This window comes from Bacillus sp. PPSBB_2, from assembly GCF_045291115.1.
Classification (GTDB): Bacteria; Bacillota; Bacilli; order Bacillales; family Bacillaceae_G; genus Bacillus_A; species Bacillus_A cereus.
Map to the genome: position 1 here is coordinate 718,997 of NZ_CP147983.1, position 17,497 is coordinate 736,493.

Below are 17,497 nucleotides of genomic sequence, written 5' to 3' on the forward strand. Positions count from 1 at the left end.
GATGGCATCATCATACGAAGAAACTTGTGAGTATTGTAAATGTTTGTTATCCGGTTGGTTGTTTTGGAGGTGGAATGGAAAGAAGTATTGTTCAGAATCTTGTGCGGAATACGATAAAAAATAAATGAGGGAGATGAGCTTATGTGGGAGACAAAACAAATCATTCCCTTTCGTGATTTTATGAGTGGGTCGTACAAAAAGAAAGAGAGACAAATACAAAAATATCATGCAGGGAGTCCGTTGGCTTTTCTTCATATGTCCGATTCCATGATACATATGTATTTTGCGTTAGGAGTAATGGGAACAGTTTTAATCGGGGCAGTTCTGCTAGAAAAATATCTTGTGCAAAATGATTATGTATTAGCAGCTAAATTATTATCTGATGGCATTCATTATGGGGTGAGAATTGGGGGTGTGGGATTCATCGGCTATGTATTTCTTTGCATTGTAATCATGTTCTAGGAGGCTTATCATGGAAATCATAAAAGAATGGATGTATAAAAGGTCTTTAAAACATCAAATGATTAAGGTATTTCAGAAGGCTGGTTTATATATAGAACATCAAACACGTGGAGGGAAAGTGCCAATTTACCCTAAAATTCATGCAGTTACTTCTTTGAACCAATGTGTACAATATGTGTTTACCATTCCAAATGGGTTGGATCCGAAGATAATTGAAAAGAAATGGTTTTGCTTTCAGCAAATATTAGGGCGGAATGTAGTAATTGAAGGTGATATTAAAAGGTTTGTACTCCATGTATTTCATTCTGATGGTGGTTTAAAACCATACAACTACAGTTACAAGCAATGGCAGCCGTTATTAAAAGGATACCGTCTTCCTATTGTAGTAGGACGTGATCAGTTCGGAAAAATGATTACTTACGATATGGTGGATGCAAATACACCGCATCTTCTCATTGCGGGAGAAACAGGTTCAGGAAAAAGTAGTATGGTGCGAGTTATCTTGTCTACATTGATTCAAACCATGTCGCCCGATACTTTGCATTTGTACCTAGGCGATTTGAAAAATTCAGAGTTTCATTTCTTACGGCGAGTCAAACATGTAAAAGAAGTATGTATGGAGGAAATCGAAATGAAAATCATGCTTCAAAAGGTATGGAATGAAATCAGGGAACGCAGAAAGCTCATGGCAACATATGAAGTAGATCATATTGACGAATATAATAAATCACATCCTGACAAACGGAAACCCTATATGCTCCTAGCAATTGATGAAGTAGCGATGCTGCCAGATGAAAAAGAGTGTATGACGATTATAGAAAAAATATCGGCAGTTGGTCGGGCGTTAGGTGTCTTTCTTATGCTATCGATGCAACGTCCAGATGCAAAAGTGTTAGATGGTAAATTGAAACTAAACATGACAGTCAGAATGGGCTTCAGGTGTGCTGATAGCATTAATAGCAAGATCATGGGTACACCTGGGGCAGAACACTTAGAGCAATCTGGTCAGATGATTCTAAAATTACATGGGCTTAAGAAAGTGCAAGCTCCCTATTTAGAATTAAACAAAGCGAAACAAATGATTGAACCGTACCGTGTACCGAAAGATACAGTTGAGCTTCCGAGTCCTGAGCAAGAAAAACTACCTTTGTTTGGAGTGTTGAATCATGAAGAATAGAGATAAGGCAATCGTAAAGGATTTACAGCGATTTCGATGTATGTCCCGTGATGATATTATCGATTTGCATTTTCAAGGACGCAAGAAAGCTGTGACTTGTTGTAATACGGTGATGAAGCGGTTGAGAAGAGACGGAAGTGTGGATGCAAATGTATCACAGCAGCCATACATCTATTTCCCGCAACCGAGTACGATTCGAAAAAAAAGTCAAAAGATTCCGCATTTCCTTGCCATTGTAGACGTATATAAGCAACTTCTCCAGTACGAAAAGCCGAAATTATTTAAAGTTGAGCCAAAATACGGTAAAGCGTATATGGAACCTGATATATTTACCATATGGCGACAGTCTCCGTTTTTCATAGAAGTACAGAATTCAGTCTACAGCAAGAAAGTCATGCAAGAAAAAGTAAATCGTTACGAATTCTACTTTCATAGTTTGGAATGGCAGCAAGAACCATGGCAACCGAAGAAATCCAAATATTTCCCTTCACTACTCATCATTACGGATACACAATATGACAGCTACTCTCCCAATTTTCTCATATTCCAAACAAAGTCTATTCATGATTTCATGAATCAAATGGCGATTTGGAATTAAAATGATTCGCCAATCATCTTTAGAAATAACGTATTACGAGCAGAAATATCTTTCTTACGATTTGCAAGATTATGTATATCTCTAAAGCTATCGATATAGTTGTAGACCATTTGTTTAAACGTACTTGTAAAATAGCCAATCGGATTTTTCATTAATTTCCCGTTATGCTCGTACTTATGTGTTTTAGAGACCAAGACAGAAGAAGCATTCGCAAGAATGTTGTGGAATATATCTGTATCCGCAAGTAAATTAAATTGTTTTGCAGCTTCCTTTGCGATGTTTCTCGCATTTTTGAAAGATTCATTAATTACTTTAGGGTCAAAAGCAATTTGTAATTTCATACGCATAGATTGTGGTACACGGTAATCGATGAAATCTAAATTCTGTTGAAAAGATTGTGCAACGTTCTCTTTACGTTTATTTATATTTTTACTCTTTTGTTTTAAGGTTTTAGTAGTTGTTTTTGGGGTGTGACAAATTTCAGCATTTTTAGCTGGTTCAGGTGTGACAAGTTGTCCGTCTATATGAATAGGTTGAATCACAATAACATTACTCGTTTGTCTCCTATCACTCTTACGTTTCATTTCGAGTTGTTTAATAATACCAAGGGATTCTAAGTATTGGCATACACGAATAACTGTTCTACGGCTAATATGAAGTGCGTCCGCAATGTTATTTTTTGTTTTAAAAGAAACACCAAGGTATTTAGCGGAATAGTGGTGTAAATGATCGAGTACTGCCATTTGGTTTTTATTTAATTTATATTGTTTCTTATACGCTCGCACAGTGTCATTTAATTCCTTGAGAGTTTGAAAGGATGCTAAGTTTTCATATGTTTTTTCACTTGCAATAATTGAAATCACTTGTTTCTTTTTCATAAGGGCTCGTCTCCTTTGAAAATAAAAAAGCAACAGTATGCCACAAAATGTAAGCAAACTGTTGCGGAGGAACCCTTACGTACGGTAAAATGAGGTACATAAAGAGTTACAGCAAGTGTTTGCCTATCTAGGTTAGGCGGACGGTTAATAAAGTGTCTCACCACTTTATTAACACGCTGTGCTCTTTTATTTTTTTAGTTTTTATTTCGATTTTTTCGGTAACGGATTTGGTCACAAATAACCAGAAAGGTGTTGCCATTTATAAAATTAGGTAAAGCACAAAGCAGCGGAATATAGCAGTTTGTTGCGCTTTTAGGCAGTTTAAGTTTTATATATTAATGATTACTCTGATCATTATCCAGTAGAGGCGACTATTTCTATGAAGTAGTTTCAAAAAGTTTCTTCGTAAAGAAGAAACTTTTTTTATTTGCAAACAGGAAAATCACACTTTCTTTCCAATATGTATAAGACATATTGAGAAGAGGAGAGAAAAATGTGGATAGAGGAATTTTTAAAGAAGTTCCATTACCGTGTGCATTTTTGGATGAAATGGCTTTAGATAGAAATATTCAATCGATTATAGAGTTAAGTGGAAATAAAAAGATTCGTATAGCGAGTAAATCGTTACGCTCTGTTCCGATTATGCAAAAGATACTAGCTGCAAATGATCGATTTCAAGGTATTATGTGCTTTTCACCTAGAGAGATTTTATTTTTAATAGAACAAGGATTTAATGATTTATTGCTTGGATATCCTGCTTACGATGAAAGAGCTCTGTATGAAATTAGTTTGTTAACAAAGAAAGGTTTCATTATAACTTGTATGGTGGATTGTGAAGAGCATATTGTGTATTTAGAAAGCATTGCTGAGAAATCTAAAGGATGTTTTCGTGTTTGTTTGGATATTGATATGAGTAGTCGTTTCTTTCAATTTCATTTTGGTGTACAAAGGTCCCCAGTAAAAAATGTGCAGGATGCGTTGAAAGTAGTAGAAAAGGTGAGAAGGTCATCATATTTAATGTTAGATGGTGTAATGGGTTATGAAGCTCAAATTGCTGGGGTGGGAGATCATATACCGAATCAATGGTTGAAAAGTAAAATAATTTCATATTTAAAGCAGAAATCAGTGCTAGAAGTGAAAGAAAGAAGAGAACATATTGTAAAAGCAATACAAAACCTTGGTATTGAGCTAAGGTTTGTAAATGGAGGCGGAACAGGAAGTATAAAAACAACCGAGAAAGATAATTCAGTTTCAGAGATTACAATAGGTTCTGCTTTTTATTCTCCGAAGCTGTTTGATTATTATAAAGAGGTAAAATTTTATCCAGCGGTCGGATTTGCCTTACCAGTTGTGCGTAAACCAGCCCCGTTTATTTACACTTGCCTAGGTGGTGGATATATTGCTTCAGGAGCAGTTGGAAAAGATAAAGAGCCTGAAGTTTGGAGACCGAAGGGTGCAAAACTATTAGCTTTAGAAGGTGCTGGCGAGGTACAAACGCCAATTTTTTATAAAGGTGAGGAACGAGTGGATATAGGAGAGTCCATTTTGTTTCGCCATAGTAAAGCTGGTGAGTTATGTGAGCGTTTTCCCTTTTTGTATCGTGTTAAAAAAGGAGAGATTGTTGGGGAGTATTCAACATATCGGGGGGATGGCCAATGCTTTCTATAGAGGGACAAAAGTGGAGAAATTGGACAGGGAATGTAGAAGGAACGCCGCATTATACGATGTATCCAGAAAGTATACAAGATGTAGTAGAAGTTGTGGGACTTGCGCGAAAAAAGGGGAAGAAAATTCGTGTTGTCGGTTCAGGACATTCGTTTACACCCCTTGTGCAAACGGAAGAAGTTTTAGTTTCTTTAGATGAATTGAAGGGTATTGTGAATATTGATGCAGAGAAGATGGTTGCTGAAGTATGGGCAGGAACAAAGTTATATGATTTAGGGAAGTTACTTGAGGAAAAAGGTTATGCGCAAGAAAATTTAGGGGATATTGATTCGCAATCTATTGCAGGAGCGATTAGTACGGGGACTCATGGAACGGGTATTACCTTTGGGAGCTTATCAACACAAGTTATAGAGATTACGGCAGTTCTATCTAATGGTGAGAGTATAGTTTGTTCGGAAGCTGAGAACGTAGAATATTGGAGAGCGTTTCAGTTGTCACTTGGAATGTTAGGTATCATTGTAAAGATAAAATTGAAGGTTATTCCAGCGTATTCACTCGTTTATGAAAGTGAAAAACAGTCATTATCCACTGTAATGAACAAACTAGAAGAATATAAGAAGCATCGTCATTTTGAATTTTTCGTTTTTCCTTATTCTGATGAAGTACAAGTAAAACTTACGAACGAAACAACGAATCAAGGCAGTGATTTGAAATGGCATAAACTAAAGGTGGAGTTACTTGAAAATAGGATGTTCTCTTTACTATCTAAAGGGTGTAAATGGTTTCCTTCTATAAGTAAAGGAGTGAGTCGATTATCAGCTAAAGCTGTACCAAACACAAAAATAATTGGCCCGAGCTATGAAGTATTTGCTACATCACGTACGGTACCATTTTATGAAATGGAGTATAGCATTCCTTCAAAGTATATGAGGACGGTTGTAGAAGAAATCTCAAATCTTATTGAAAAGAAAAAGTATAAGGTGCACTTCCCGATCGAATGCCGCTATGTAAAAGGGGATGATATATGGCTTAGTCCAGCCTATGGAAGAGATTCAGCGTATATCGCTGTTCATATGTATAAAGGTATGAAATATGCTGCTTACTTTGGCGAAGTGGAAAAAATTTTTCTGAAGTATGAAGGGCGTCCGCATTGGGGGAAAATGCATACATTATCATATGAGCAATTACAAGATATATATCCAGAGTTTCATTCGTTTTTACAGGTGAGGAAATCTCTAGATGAACTTGGAATGTTTTTTAATCCTTATGCAGAAAAGTTATTTATCCCGCTATTTGTCGGGCAGTAAGACCCCCGCTGATTAAGGTTTCACATTATGTATATGAAAAAGCTGACAAATAATTATTTGTCAGCTTTTTTTAGTGTAATTGCATTTCTTGTATGACTAATATGTTCATAAAATAGTAGTTTATCACGGCTAAATACATGCAGTAAAACATGAATAATGAATAGGCCGTTAATGATAAATAGGAATAACAATGTAACGAGTAATACTAAAGGCTCTGTGTGATTTAAAATAGAGCTACTAGAAAGAATATAATTGATTCCGCCTAGCGCAAAATAAAATATACCGTAGCGAATAAATAGTTCTTTTAATGTAATACGATTTGATTTTCCTTTCACGTGAATGCGAAGCAATGCTTTCCCAATTGTTTTTCCATTCGTAAAGTATGGAATAATAATAAAGTAAATAAGGATTGAACACGTAATGAAAATGAGTTCATACATATTGGTGTAAGATTGCATATTAGAAACGAAGAAAGAATTTCCTTTGTTTTTAACGACAGGTACGACGATAGATAAGAAAATCCAATCAATTTGCATCGCGATAAGGCGACGAATGAATCCGACTGGTTTCGTTTCCAAATTAATATGACTATCTAACTCGTTTGTCTTCGGAAGGAAGTACGTAAATATTGGTGCAATGATAAAACCAATTACGCCACCTAATGTATTTAAAAACAAATCATCGATATCAAATAATCGGTATGCACAATTGTATATACCGTATAATCCAGTCACTTGTGTTAGCTCAAAAAATAGTGAAAGGAAAAAGGAAATGCAAATTGTTTGTAAGAAACTACGTCGGAAATAATAACGCAAGTAAATGCCGAATGGAACAGTTAATAGAACATTAAAGGCAACTTGTAAAAACGCAGACTCTTTTAATAAGTAGAAATAAGTAGTTGGTTTCGTTAAAACTGCCGATGTATGACTACTAATCTCTTGTATGAAATAAAATGGTGAGAGTTGCATGTGTTGTGTATTAGCCGGTTGTAGGCTACAAGTATCAAACGTTTGTGGCAACGGCAAAATAACAAGAAAATAGGCATTTAATAAGTAAAGTAATAATGAGTATAAAATAAATGAGCGCCATTTATTTAAATAACCGTATTTTCGATAATTAAATATTAAAAAAGGAATTAAAAGAAACATTGCTAAAAAGGGAAATAAAATAAATGCTGTTTTCACTGGAAATAAATATGCAGTCAAAGTAAAACTCCTTTCAATAAAAATTCGTTTATCATTATAGCGCTAAAACAAAGTTAAAATCTTTCGAAATAGAAATAATTACTAATTTTATAGGAATTAAGTTATAATAAATTTAATATGAGGATATTATGATTATATAAGTTGAGAGAGGGTACAAGAGATGCGATATGAACTTTTTTCTGTAAGTGGGGATCATATTACGACTTTTGAAAGTGCATGGCGTTTTCAGGAGGGAGAACAGATTTTTGTTCATGATGATCAAACAAAACGAAACTTTATTATTATTCGGCTGACGCATGATGTATTTCAACAAAATAAACATGTTATTCGTTTGTATTGTCAAGAGAAGAAAGTGTATGCATAAGAGAAGCCCTCTTACAGTATGAAAAGTAAGAGGGTCCTTACCTCGTTATTTGTGAACAGCCCAATTGATGAGGGCTGATTAAAGTTTCACTGTAACTGCTTAGTCTTTTAATATTGTTGATATTGATGAATTCATAGTTTAGCTTTTGTTAGTTTAGCCCATACTTCTCATAGGAATAGACGAAACGAGAGGTGAGCAGTGGTGACTATGGAACAAATTTGTCAGTCGTATCACATGGGTTTGGAAGCCATACAAAACCTTTTTATGGAGGAACATCTCAAATCAACCGTATACATCCAACAATTAGAAGCGGAAAACAAACAATTAAAGGAAACTGTTGCATCTTTGCAGATGGAAATTCAGAAATTACAAGCAACGTCTCAAAAAAATTCTTCAAATAGCCATAANTTTAGGTTTTCTCACACATGCGGATATTCCATTTGATAATAATGAAGCGGAGCGAGATATTCGAATGGCAAAAGTAAAACAAAAAGTATCAGGTACGTTTCGTACCGAAGATGGAGCGCGAATATTTTGTTTAACGAGAAGCTTCATCCAAACCGCACAAAAACAAGGTAAACCTGTATTCCACACAATAGAACAACTAATTCGTGAAGGAACGATGGATATTGCCTTTATCAACTAATTGGAGGAGAAATGTATAACAGACATTTCTTCTCTTTATCTTGCCTTTTTAAGTAGGCTAAACAGTTACATTTCACTTTATCATTTTGTCCCTCGTAAGGAATAAAAAGAGAAGGGTTAATGCACATAGGTAGCATTTGATTTGGAAGAAAGGATATAGCCTTGTATTTTGTGCTTCAAAGTTTCATTGCCTTCTTTTTGAGAAAGCCATGTATGGTAATCTTGTTGTGTTTTCCATAACATACGAATCATATATTCTGCCTTATCATTTGTACGATGAACATGTGAAAACTCTATGTTAATACAACCGTTCGTTCCAGGGGAAGGATAATATTGTTTAAGCCCATAAAATGGCTCATTTTCATATCCGTACTTAATGTGAATGAGTTTAGTAACTATAAACATATAAACACCTCTTTTACGATAATAGTAGGAAAGATAGAATTACTGTAATAGTGAACTTGAATAATATTATACTATTCAGAAAATTCAAAGTAAATGATAGGTTTTAACTTAATAAAGGTATAAAAAAGCGAGTCATTCTATTACACTAGATGACTCGCTTTCAATTTGTAAGTTTTACTTTATAAGAGGGTGTTGCAAAACTCATAAATATCCAAAAATGAATGCATAAAGAAACCCGTTTTCCTGGAAGAATGATAGTATCCTAAAACTATCTCCAGAAAGGACGGATTTACTAGTATGATAACCAATTTTGATCAAAATCAATCCATTTTACAAATTTTATTTGCCTACGTAGACAGTTTAACCATTGGAGGCGTTCCGCCTATGACAGGCCGCCCACCCATCTGTAGAAAAGCTTTACTCAAATGTTTTTTTATAAAAACGGTATTCCAGATCAATTCATTACGTAAGTTAACTCGTTTTTTACATCAATATCCTTCATTTCGTGTATCTTGTGGCCTTTCGCTTGTTCCTCATATATCTACTTTTTCACGTGTAGGCACTTGGTTTCGCAACGAAGAAATTCCGTTGCTTCATAAACAAATTCTTCAAGAAAAGAATTTAGGGTTAATTCCGTGCGTTTTAATTGATAGTACAGCCTTACGGAGTAGTTTATATGATTCTCAAGCGAAATGGGGAAAATCTACTCGCTATGGTTGGTATAAGGGATATAAAACTCATGTCTGTTCTACACCAGAAGGTGTTATATTGTCGTATGCATTTACAACCGCAAATGTACATGATAGTAAAATAGCTCCTGCATTGCTTCGGGATATACAAAACCAAAATGTGTTATTTTCCGTTGCAGATGCCGCTTATGATAGTCAGCACATTCATGAAATTGCCGGAGCATGTGATATCTTTGCGATCAATCCAATTAACCCGCGTAATAGCGGACCAATCAAAAGTACACATCGTCGTGTAGTGTCTCATTTTCTACAAACTACCTTTGGCAAACAGTTGATGAAAGAGCGTGGAAAAATTGAACAACAGTTTAGTCATCTCAAAGATAAAGGGCTGGAACAGCCACGTTGGTATGGTCAAAATCGCTATCTATTGCATGTTCAGCTAGTTTTTCTGATTCATAACATTGCATATTTATTTTAGTTTTGCAACACCCTCTTATAAGAAAATAAGAGTAAGTACACCTACGATAATACAATAGAAAGAGAAATATTTTAAATTTCCTTTTGCCATAATGTTCATAAACCATTTTAGTGAAATATACGTCATGATAAATGTTGCGATGAATGCAACGACATATGGTACGAATAATGTGTCTAGATTTGGATCATTTGCAATGTCTGTAATGCTTAACAACAAGCCACCTAAGCTAACAGGAATGTATAGTAAGAATGAGAAGCGAAGAGCTGTTTCTTGCTTCATACCAAGTAACATTGCTGCTACGATTGTGGCACCAGATCGGCTTATTCCGGGAATCAGTGCGCAAGCTTGTGCTAATCCGACGATGATTGCATCTTTCATAGAAAGGTCGCCATCATTTTTACGACCGCGTAAATTTCTAATAATCCAAAGGCCGACAGCAGTAATAAGAAGGGAAATCCCAACCATCTTCACACCTTTTAAGTACTGATCGATGTAATCTTTAAATAAAACACCAATAACACCTGCTGGAATGGTTGCAATAACAAGATAAATAATAAAGAAGAAATCTGATTTTGCGTCTTCTGCTCTTGTAAATATATAAGAGAGACCATTCTTCGTTAGACGAATTAAATCATTTCTATAAATAAGTAATACAGCTAATAATGAAGCTGAATTAACAAGTAGTTCGAAGCTAAACCCTTCTATTTTTAGTCCTAGCAAATGTTGTGCTAAAACGAGATGACCACTTGAAGAAATCGGAATTGGTTCTGTTAGTCCTTGGAACAGACCGAGAATTAAATATTTTAAAACGTAGTAAAATTGTTCCATAATAACCTCCTTGTTTATTAGTTGAAAGAAACAACTTTTCCATTATAACAAAGATATGGATGAATATTGAAAAGAAATAAATATTCAAAATAAAATAAAAATCCCTTATAGCAGTATAAGGGATTTTTATTTTTAATTAAGAAGTTACTGTTTCTTGAAGACTTTTAGACAATTGAACATCGACTTTTTCAGCATCATGAATATGATTCATAATAGTAGTATTTAATTTTTGGAACATTTGTTGTGTGTTAGCGAATTCTCGTAATATGTCATCATTACAAGACTTTTGGTTTTCGATAGCCTTAATAACATTTGTAGCACCATTTTGTAACGTTTGAATCATAACTAAAATATTTTCAATTCTAGCATTTGTATCGGCGCTCATTTCTACACCTTCATCGACTAAATGTAAATTATCTTTTGTGTTATCATATGCTTTTTCAATTTCTTCTTGAATTTTTTTCGTTAAGTTGCCGATGTTTTTTGTACTTTCTGCTGTACTTTCCGCTAGTTTTCTTACCTCATTGGCAACGACAGCGAATCCTTTACCGTGCTCCCCAGCACGTGCGGCTTCAATACTCGCATTTAATGCAAGTAAATTTGTTTGTGCTGCAATGTTTTGAATGACTTCTACAATTTGCTCGATTTCCTTTGAGCGTTCGCTTAGATGATTCATACTATTAGACGTGCGTTGAGATTGTTCACCTAATTTATTAATTACAATAAGTAAGCGGTGAACGGATTCTTTTCCTTCATTAGAGCAGTCAATAATTTCTGCAATAGACTGAATTAAGCTTTGTTCCTTTTGTAACATTTCATTATTTAACTCATTGGAATGTGTCGTACGTGTTGAAACATTTTCGAAACATGAACTTAATTGTTGAACTAAATTTTGAAGTGTATTGTGTTGGTTATTTACAAGTTGATGCTCTTGGACAACGCTTTGTACACGATCGTGGATAGTAGAAATAGTCTCTTGCTTTTCAATATCCTTTTGTTTTAATTCTAATTCTAATTCTTGTATACGCTCTTCTAATTGAGCAATTGTATGTTGGAGTGATTTTTTTTGAGTAAACATGTATTTATTTCAACCGCCTTCGAAAGTTATATTTTCTCTATATTTGGATTTTAGCATCTTTTGTATTTTTTAAATATAGGAATTGTTAAATATTTAAGAATCTATTACATTTTATTCATAATTCTCTTTTTTTCGTCACGAAAAATAAACTGTATTTAATCGTTTTGTAAACAAACTGTAAAATAAATCATGTATAACTGTATAAGAAGGGAGTCGGATTATGAACTATTTTAAGCGAATCAGCTGTCTAGTATTAGCAGGAATTATCGGTCTTTCTAGTACAGTCGCTGTTAAAGCAGAGTCAAACGACGAGAAACTTAACAACATGCAACAGCAATTGCAACAAAACGATGCAGAAATGCAAAAGAAAGAGCAAGAAAAGCAAGCTGTTAGTAAAGAAATTAAAGGTATCGAAAACGAACTACATAATTTAAATAATACAATTGCAAAAAATAAAGAGGATCAAGCTGCTATTCAACGTAAAATTGATGAAACACATAAGCAGATTGAACAAAAAAAGGAAGAAATTATCGTTTTAGAGGATAAAGTCCTTGCTCGTAAAGATATTATGAGAAAACGTATGGTTTCTGTTCAAAACAGTTCAAATACAAGTTTAGTAGTAGAAGTTGTAGTAGAGTCAAAAAACTTTGCAGACTTCTTACAACGTATGAACGCAGTTTCTACTATTCTAGAAGCTGATAAAGAAATTTTACGTCTACAAGAACAAGATCTTCGTCAAATTGAAGAGGACAAGAAAACAATTGACGAAAAAGAAGCATCTTTAGTAGTAGATAAACAAAAATTAGCAAAAGCACAAGCTGAACTGCAAGATAACTTGAAAAAACGTCAAGATAACTTGCAAACAGTTCAAGCTAAATATAATGAAGTGGCAAGCCAACTTAATTTAGCAGCGGAAGAGAAAGCTAAAATTGAATCAAATATGAAGGCAGTACAAGAAACAATTGCTCGTGAACAAGAAGCAGCAAGAATTGCGGCAGAAGAGCGTGCAAAAGCAGAAGCGGCTGCAAAAGCAGAGCAAGAAGCTTTAGCGAAAGCGCAAGCAGAAATTGCTGAAAAGCAAAAGCAAGAAAAAGCTAGTAAACCGGTTGAACCAGTAGCTAATAATAATTCGAAGGTAGAACCTGCACAACCTGAACCATCTTCTAAGCCAACTGCTGGTGGGAAAGAAATTTATGTAGAAGCTACAGCTTATACAGCTGATCCAGGTGAAAATGGTTATGCACCAGGTCAACAAGTATTTTCTGCATGGGGACACTATAACTTAACTGCAAACCCAGGAATGAAATTAATTGCTGTAGATCCAAAAGTTATTCCATTAGGCAAAACTGTAAATGTTGAAGGGTATGGAGTCGCAATTGCAGCAGATACTGGTGGAGCGATTAAAGGTAACAGAATTGATGTGTTAATGCCTGATAAAGGGTCTTCTAGTCAATGGGGAAGAAAAATCGTTAAAGTTACAATTTTAAACTAAAACGTAATCCAACTTTACAATACGTAGAGTTGGATTTTTTTATAATAATAATGTTAAGTTGAGTTTACATTTTGTTAAGGATAGCATACAATAATGGTGAGAGGTGGTAAATTTGACCATTTTAAACAGAGTAAAAGAATTAAGAGCTCGTTTTAACTTTACGCAAAGTGTATTAGCAGAAAAGGTTGGAGTAACGAGACAAACAATTGCTGCAATTGAAAAAGGGGATTACGTTCCTTCGTTGTTATTAGCACTTACGATTTGTGATGTGTTTCAGTTAAAGATGGAAGATGTGTTTGTTTTAAATAAGGAGGGGGAAGAGGATGAATAGAATTGTTTTTTCTTATATCATAAACGTGCTTTATACTGCTTTAGCATGCTGGACATTTGTTGAATTTTATAGTGTTATTACAGAGTTAGCAGATATAATTAAAAACGAGAAATTCCCATTTGAAGTATGGTTTAATGGAGTACCATTCATTTTATTATTTATTGGAGCAATTATAGTTACAATTTTTTATAGAATTCAAAAGAAAAAATATAAGAATTTATCTTTTTGGATGTATCCATTATTATTTCCGCTAGAAGATGAACGTGAAAAAGTGATTACGGATAAAGCTTGTCGAACAACATTTGTATCGTTATGGTTTGTGTTACCTTGTGCAGTTGGATTTTTAACTTTTTCGCCTATTATTAATGAATATCTTCCTGGATACCCATTATATATTCTATTTTCTATTTTCTTTATTCAAATGACAGTATTTCACGTATCACTATACAGAAATAAATTAGCTTAAAAAGAAACCTTCTTGCACTGGCAAGAAGGTTTCTTTTTAAGCTAATACTTGTACATATAGCGATATTATTTTATCATTTTATATAGAGTAAGATTTTGTAAGGGAAAGGAACTGTGTATGAATAAGCAAAGAATTTATAGTATAGTAGCAATTCTGCTATTTGTTGTAGGTGGAGTATTAATTGGAAAGCCATTTTATGATGGATATCAGGCTGAAAAGAAACAGACTGAAAATGTGCAGGCTGTTCAAAAGATGGATTATGAAAAGCATGAGACGGAATTTGTAGATGCTTCCAAAATTAATCAACCAGACTTGGCGGAAGTAGCGAATGCATCATTAGATAAGAAACAAGTAATTGGTCGTATTTCGATTCCAAGTGTTTCAGTAGAACTGCCTGTTTTAAAAGCTTCTACTGAAAAAAACTTATTATCAGGTGCAGCGACAGTAAAAGAGAATCAAGTTATGGGAAAAGGAAATTACGCATTAGCAGGACATAATATGTCTAAAAAAGGTGTTTTATTTAGTGATATAGCTTCTTTGAAAAAAGGCGATAAAATTTATTTGTATGACAATGAAAATGAATATGAGTATACGGTTACTGGTGTATCTGAAGTAACTCCTGATAAGTGGGAAGTTGTAGAGGATCATGGGAAAGATGAGATAACGCTTATTACATGTGTATCTGTAAAGGATAATTCTAAGCGTTATGTTGTTGCTGGTGATTTAGTAGGAACGAAGGCGAAGAAGTAAAAAAAGAAGGTGAACTCTTTAAAGAGTTCACCTTCTTTTTTTACTAATGTTGAGAAATAATAGAATATTTTGGTTTGTATTTAAACATTCTTCTATTTATGTATAATAAAGTTAGAATTCTATTTTTGGGAGGAACAAGAGTGAGACAACAGGTGAAGAAACTTCTTTTAACAACGAGTATAGCGTTATTGGTAGCTCCAATTTCAGCTTATGCACATCCAGGGCGTACAGATGCTAATGGCGGACATACGTGTCGTACAAATTGTGAGAAATGGGGATTACAGTACGGGGAATATCATTATCACAATAAACCAGCTTCTAGTAGTGGCGCAACGAGCCCAGCTCCTAGCCAGAATAATAATAGTGCTGTAGAAGCTGAGAGACAAGCAGAAGCACAGCGCAATACTGAGGCGGAAAAACAACGTGCTGTAGAAGCGCAACGCAACGCTGAGGCGGAAAAACAACGTAATGCAGAAGCACAGCGTAAAGCTGAAGAAGAGAGACAACGTGTAGCCGAGGAACAAAGAAAAGCTGAAGAGGCACGTAAGCAAGAGGAAGCGCAGCGCCAAGCTGATATGGAAAAAGGTCAACTTGAAGGTCAAAAGAATGGAGAAACTGATTTTAAAGCAGGAAAAAATGATGCAGAAGTGCATGTAGCTGGAAAATCTGATGCATATAAACAAGCGTTTAAAGCGACTTATGCAGCCGTATGGTCTTTAGAAGAGCAGAAGAAAACGCATTTTGAAAAAGGAAAAGAACAAGGTTTAGCACAAGAGACGATGGACGATAGTCAAGTTGCTCCAGAGTTTAAGGTAAACTTTGCAGACGGATTCAAAGTAGGGAATAAAGAAAGAACAGAAAAAATTGAAAAAGAGCAAGCTGAGTTAGGGGAAAAGACAGGGAAAGAACTAGCTGAAAAGAATCCTGGAAATAGAGAGAAAGAAGTATACGTGAAGGCATATGAAACAGCGTATGAAAAAGGCTATAAGTCTACAAAAAAGGCAGTAGAAAAGGCTGGCTATAAGTATGCATTTGAAAACTATGATTTAAAAGTTCCTGCTAAGTATGAAAGAAATGAATTGTTAAAGAAATGGTTTACTGAAGGATTTAAATCGAATAAAAAAGCAGCGGAAATTCGAGAAGAAGGGTATAAAAAGGGAGACAGCTGGTTCTCATTCTTCTATAAGAGTTTCGTACCAAGTGAATATAAAGAACATAAAGAGCTGTACGAACAAGCAATTGAAAAAGGTAAAACAGCATAAAAAAAGATGAGGAGAAATTCCTCATCTTTTTTAATCCATCCATTTCACTAATTTCTTAGAAATTAATAATAAAACACAACCTAGTACAATTGCCACAGCGCCAATAACTGTGAATACTTCAGCGTATCCAAGTGAAGTTGTGAAGCTTGCAAGTTGTCCGCCTAAAATGTTGGCGATACCTGAACTTGCTAGCCATACACCCATTAGTAAAGATGCTAATTTTACCGGAGCAAGCGCACTAACCATTGATAGTCCGACAGGTGATAAGAATAGCTCACCTAACGTATGGAAAAGATACGTAAAGACGATAAACAGTAAGTTTGCTTTTTCTGTAATGTTATGTTCATCACTACCTGTTTTTAATGTAGCGATAACGAGAATGATATAACCGATACCGAGCAAGATCATACCAAGTCCCATTTTAGTTGGGATTTTTAAATCACCCTGCTTGCGAGTTGCAAGTTTTGCCCATAATGCAGAAATGACTGGAGCAAGCAAAATAATAAATAATGGATTGACCGATTGGAACCAAGATGTTGGAACTTCCCATCCGAACACAGAGCGGTCTACAAATTTGTTTGTATATAATGTTAATGAGCTACCAGCTTGTTCAAAGCCAGCCCAGAAGAAGACAACGAAGCATGTTAAAATGACGATAACTGCGGTACGTTGTTTTTCTTTTTTTGTTAATGGTGTATCTCCTACTGATGGTTGTCCAGCAGCTGTTTGTAAATCGCGAGTTGGTTTTTTACCGATATTACCAAGGAAGCGATTTGATAGTGTTGTAAATAAAATTTGTCCAATAATCATTCCGATTGAAGCGGCTAAGAAACCGTAACGGAATCCGTAATGTACAACGCCATCAACTGTTGTTTTGAATAAATTTTCTGATAAAAATCCGCAAACGAGTGGAGCTAAAAATGACCCGACGTTAATACCCATATAGAAAATGGTAAATGCACTATCACGTTTTGGATCGTTCTCTTCGTATAATTCCCCAACCAGTGTAGAGATGTTCGGTTTGAAGAATCCGTTACCGATAATAATAAGCGCTAATCCGAGGTATAGGCCTAATTGGTTTTGCAAGGCAAATAGTGTAAGGTTACCGATTGCCATTGTTATACCACCAATTGTGATTGCTTTTCGTCTACCTAGAAAACGGTCTGTTAAGTATCCACCAATCATTGGTGTGAAATAACAGGCTCCAGTGTAAAATCCGTAAATAGAGAGTGCCCATGCGGGACTAAACCCAAGACCACCGCTTACTAAAGCTGTCGTTAAATATAATGTTAATAATCCTCGTAATCCATAGTAACTAAATCTTTCCCACATTTCTGTAAAGAAGAGTAAGTATAAACCTGGAGGATGTTTCTTTTTTCTTTGTTGTTCTCTTTCTAGTTGTATCGCTGATTCCATG

Annotated in this window: 19 protein-coding genes; 13 read left to right on the plus strand and 6 right to left on the minus strand. The window is 34.9% G+C overall.

What is annotated here, in order from left to right:
* Positions 1-141: 141 nt before the first annotated feature.
* From V6946_RS03500 to V6946_RS03510, 3 genes are read left to right on the plus strand one after another with little or no spacing between them, the layout of a single operon-like run.
* Positions 142-462 (plus strand): hypothetical protein, encoded by a 321-nt coding sequence (locus V6946_RS03500; protein ID WP_406622234.1) that lies wholly within the window; start codon positions 142-144, stop codon positions 460-462.
* Positions 463-472: 10 nt separating this feature from the next.
* A complete protein-coding gene (locus V6946_RS03505; RefSeq protein WP_406622235.1) occupies positions 473-1,639 on the plus strand; it encodes an FtsK/SpoIIIE domain-containing protein in 1,167 nt (388 codons plus the stop codon).
* Entirely contained in the window at positions 1,629-2,237 is a 609-nt protein-coding gene (locus V6946_RS03510; RefSeq protein ID WP_406622236.1) for a replication-relaxation family protein, read from the plus strand. The genes V6946_RS03505 and V6946_RS03510 overlap by 11 nt, the downstream gene beginning before the upstream one ends.
* Here V6946_RS03510 and V6946_RS03515 read toward each other — a convergent pair.
* Positions 2,234-3,115: a cytosolic protein gene (locus V6946_RS03515; RefSeq protein ID WP_406622237.1), complete on the minus strand. Its 882-nt coding sequence runs from the start codon at positions 3,113-3,115 to the stop codon at positions 2,234-2,236. The two genes, V6946_RS03510 and V6946_RS03515, sit on opposite strands and share 4 nt — an antisense overlap.
* A gap of 495 nt (positions 3,116-3,610) precedes the next feature.
* Here V6946_RS03515 and V6946_RS03520 point away from each other — a divergent pair, with 495 nt between their 5' ends.
* Both V6946_RS03520 and V6946_RS03525 read left to right on the plus strand, forming a co-directional pair.
* Positions 3,611-4,783: an amino acid deaminase/aldolase gene (locus V6946_RS03520; RefSeq protein WP_006920837.1), complete on the plus strand. Its 1,173-nt coding sequence runs from the start codon at positions 3,611-3,613 to the stop codon at positions 4,781-4,783.
* On the plus strand, positions 4,771-6,087 hold the full coding sequence (locus V6946_RS03525; protein WP_006920836.1) for a D-arabinono-1,4-lactone oxidase: 1,317 nt from the start codon (positions 4,771-4,773) through the stop codon (positions 6,085-6,087). The genes V6946_RS03520 and V6946_RS03525 overlap by 13 nt, the downstream gene beginning before the upstream one ends.
* A gap of 53 nt (positions 6,088-6,140) precedes the next feature.
* Here the strand turns inward: V6946_RS03525 and V6946_RS03530 are convergent, their stop codons facing one another.
* Positions 6,141-7,292 carry a VanZ family protein gene (locus V6946_RS03530; RefSeq protein ID WP_000128028.1) on the minus strand — a complete coding sequence of 384 codons (1,152 nt, stop codon included), beginning with the start codon at positions 7,290-7,292 and terminating at the stop codon, positions 6,141-6,143.
* A gap of 160 nt (positions 7,293-7,452) precedes the next feature.
* On the opposite strand from V6946_RS03530, the gene V6946_RS03535 reads away from it, so the two are divergent.
* Both V6946_RS03535 and V6946_RS03540 read left to right on the plus strand, forming a co-directional pair.
* A complete protein-coding gene (locus tag V6946_RS03535) occupies positions 7,453-7,656 on the plus strand; it encodes a hypothetical protein (protein ID WP_001268332.1) in 204 nt (67 codons plus the stop codon).
* A 337-nt stretch (positions 7,657-7,993) separates the two neighbouring features.
* On the plus strand, positions 7,994-8,302 hold the full coding sequence (locus tag V6946_RS03540) for a transposase (protein WP_406622238.1): 309 nt from the start codon (positions 7,994-7,996) through the stop codon (positions 8,300-8,302).
* A 116-nt stretch (positions 8,303-8,418) separates the two neighbouring features.
* Here the strand turns inward: V6946_RS03540 and V6946_RS03545 are convergent, their stop codons facing one another.
* Entirely contained in the window at positions 8,419-8,706 is a 288-nt protein-coding gene (locus V6946_RS03545) for a hypothetical protein (RefSeq protein WP_366981888.1), read from the minus strand.
* Between the two features lie 297 nt (positions 8,707-9,003).
* Between V6946_RS03545 and V6946_RS03550 the strand changes: the two genes are divergently transcribed.
* Positions 9,004-9,873, plus strand: a complete 870-nt coding sequence (locus V6946_RS03550) for an ISNCY family transposase (RefSeq protein WP_023520903.1) — start codon at positions 9,004-9,006, stop codon at positions 9,871-9,873.
* Positions 9,874-9,888: 15 nt separating this feature from the next.
* On the opposite strand, the gene V6946_RS03555 is transcribed toward V6946_RS03550, so the two are convergent.
* Positions 9,889-10,701 (minus strand): undecaprenyl-diphosphate phosphatase, encoded by an 813-nt coding sequence (locus V6946_RS03555; protein WP_000434794.1) that lies wholly within the window; start codon positions 10,699-10,701, stop codon positions 9,889-9,891.
* Between the two features lie 136 nt (positions 10,702-10,837).
* Positions 10,838-11,779, minus strand: a complete 942-nt coding sequence (locus V6946_RS03560; protein ID WP_000495036.1) for a methyl-accepting chemotaxis protein — start codon at positions 11,777-11,779, stop codon at positions 10,838-10,840.
* 220 nt (positions 11,780-11,999) lie between these two features.
* Here V6946_RS03560 and V6946_RS03565 point away from each other — a divergent pair, with 220 nt between their 5' ends.
* From V6946_RS03565 to V6946_RS03585, 5 genes are all read left to right on the plus strand, one after another.
* On the plus strand, positions 12,000-13,271 hold the full coding sequence (locus V6946_RS03565; RefSeq protein WP_006920835.1) for a 3D domain-containing protein: 1,272 nt from the start codon (positions 12,000-12,002) through the stop codon (positions 13,269-13,271).
* A 112-nt stretch (positions 13,272-13,383) separates the two neighbouring features.
* Positions 13,384-13,602 carry a helix-turn-helix transcriptional regulator gene (locus V6946_RS03570; RefSeq protein ID WP_000154019.1) on the plus strand — a complete coding sequence of 73 codons (219 nt, stop codon included), beginning with the start codon at positions 13,384-13,386 and terminating at the stop codon, positions 13,600-13,602.
* Complete coding sequence (locus tag V6946_RS03575; RefSeq protein ID WP_006920833.1) at positions 13,595-14,068, plus strand: hypothetical protein; 474 nt, start codon at positions 13,595-13,597, stop codon at positions 14,066-14,068. The genes V6946_RS03570 and V6946_RS03575 overlap by 8 nt, the downstream gene beginning before the upstream one ends.
* A 117-nt stretch (positions 14,069-14,185) precedes the next feature.
* Complete coding sequence (locus tag V6946_RS03580; RefSeq protein WP_001041727.1) at positions 14,186-14,818, plus strand: class A sortase; 633 nt, start codon at positions 14,186-14,188, stop codon at positions 14,816-14,818.
* Positions 14,819-14,958: 140 nt separating this feature from the next.
* Positions 14,959-16,080, plus strand: coding sequence for a YHYH domain-containing protein (locus V6946_RS03585; protein ID WP_152122655.1), 1,122 nt, complete (start codon positions 14,959-14,961; stop codon positions 16,078-16,080).
* 30 nt (positions 16,081-16,110) lie between these two features.
* Here the strand turns inward: V6946_RS03585 and V6946_RS03590 are convergent, their stop codons facing one another.
* Entirely contained in the window at positions 16,111-17,496 is a 1,386-nt protein-coding gene (locus tag V6946_RS03590) for a peptide MFS transporter (protein WP_000443143.1), read from the minus strand.
* Position 17,497: the final 1 nt, after the last annotated feature.

Coding starts and splice junctions, on each gene's coding strand:
- V6946_RS03535 (WP_001268332.1), top strand. CDS start 7,453: ATGCGATATGAACTTTTTTCTGTAAGTGGGGATCATATTACGACTTTT.
- V6946_RS03515 (WP_406622237.1), bottom strand. CDS start 3,115: ATGAAAAAGAAACAAGTGATTTCAATTATTGCAAGTGAAAAAACATAT.
- V6946_RS03500 (WP_406622234.1), top strand. CDS start 142: ATGTGGGAGACAAAACAAATCATTCCCTTTCGTGATTTTATGAGTGGG.
- V6946_RS03575 (WP_006920833.1), top strand. CDS start 13,595: ATGAATAGAATTGTTTTTTCTTATATCATAAACGTGCTTTATACTGCT.
- V6946_RS03555 (WP_000434794.1), bottom strand. CDS start 10,701: ATGGAACAATTTTACTACGTTTTAAAATATTTAATTCTCGGTCTGTTC.
- V6946_RS03590 (WP_000443143.1), bottom strand. CDS start 17,496: ATGGAATCAGCGATACAACTAGAAAGAGAACAACAAAGAAAAAAGAAA.
- V6946_RS03565 (WP_006920835.1), top strand. CDS start 12,000: ATGAACTATTTTAAGCGAATCAGCTGTCTAGTATTAGCAGGAATTATC.
- V6946_RS03550 (WP_023520903.1), top strand. CDS start 9,004: ATGATAACCAATTTTGATCAAAATCAATCCATTTTACAAATTTTATTT.
- V6946_RS03510 (WP_406622236.1), top strand. CDS start 1,629: ATGAAGAATAGAGATAAGGCAATCGTAAAGGATTTACAGCGATTTCGA.
- V6946_RS03545 (WP_366981888.1), bottom strand. CDS start 8,706: ATGTTTATAGTTACTAAACTCATTCACATTAAGTACGGATATGAAAAT.
- V6946_RS03580 (WP_001041727.1), top strand. CDS start 14,186: ATGAATAAGCAAAGAATTTATAGTATAGTAGCAATTCTGCTATTTGTT.
- V6946_RS03560 (WP_000495036.1), bottom strand. CDS start 11,779: ATGTTTACTCAAAAAAAATCACTCCAACATACAATTGCTCAATTAGAA.
- V6946_RS03525 (WP_006920836.1), top strand. CDS start 4,771: ATGCTTTCTATAGAGGGACAAAAGTGGAGAAATTGGACAGGGAATGTA.
- V6946_RS03505 (WP_406622235.1), top strand. CDS start 473: ATGGAAATCATAAAAGAATGGATGTATAAAAGGTCTTTAAAACATCAA.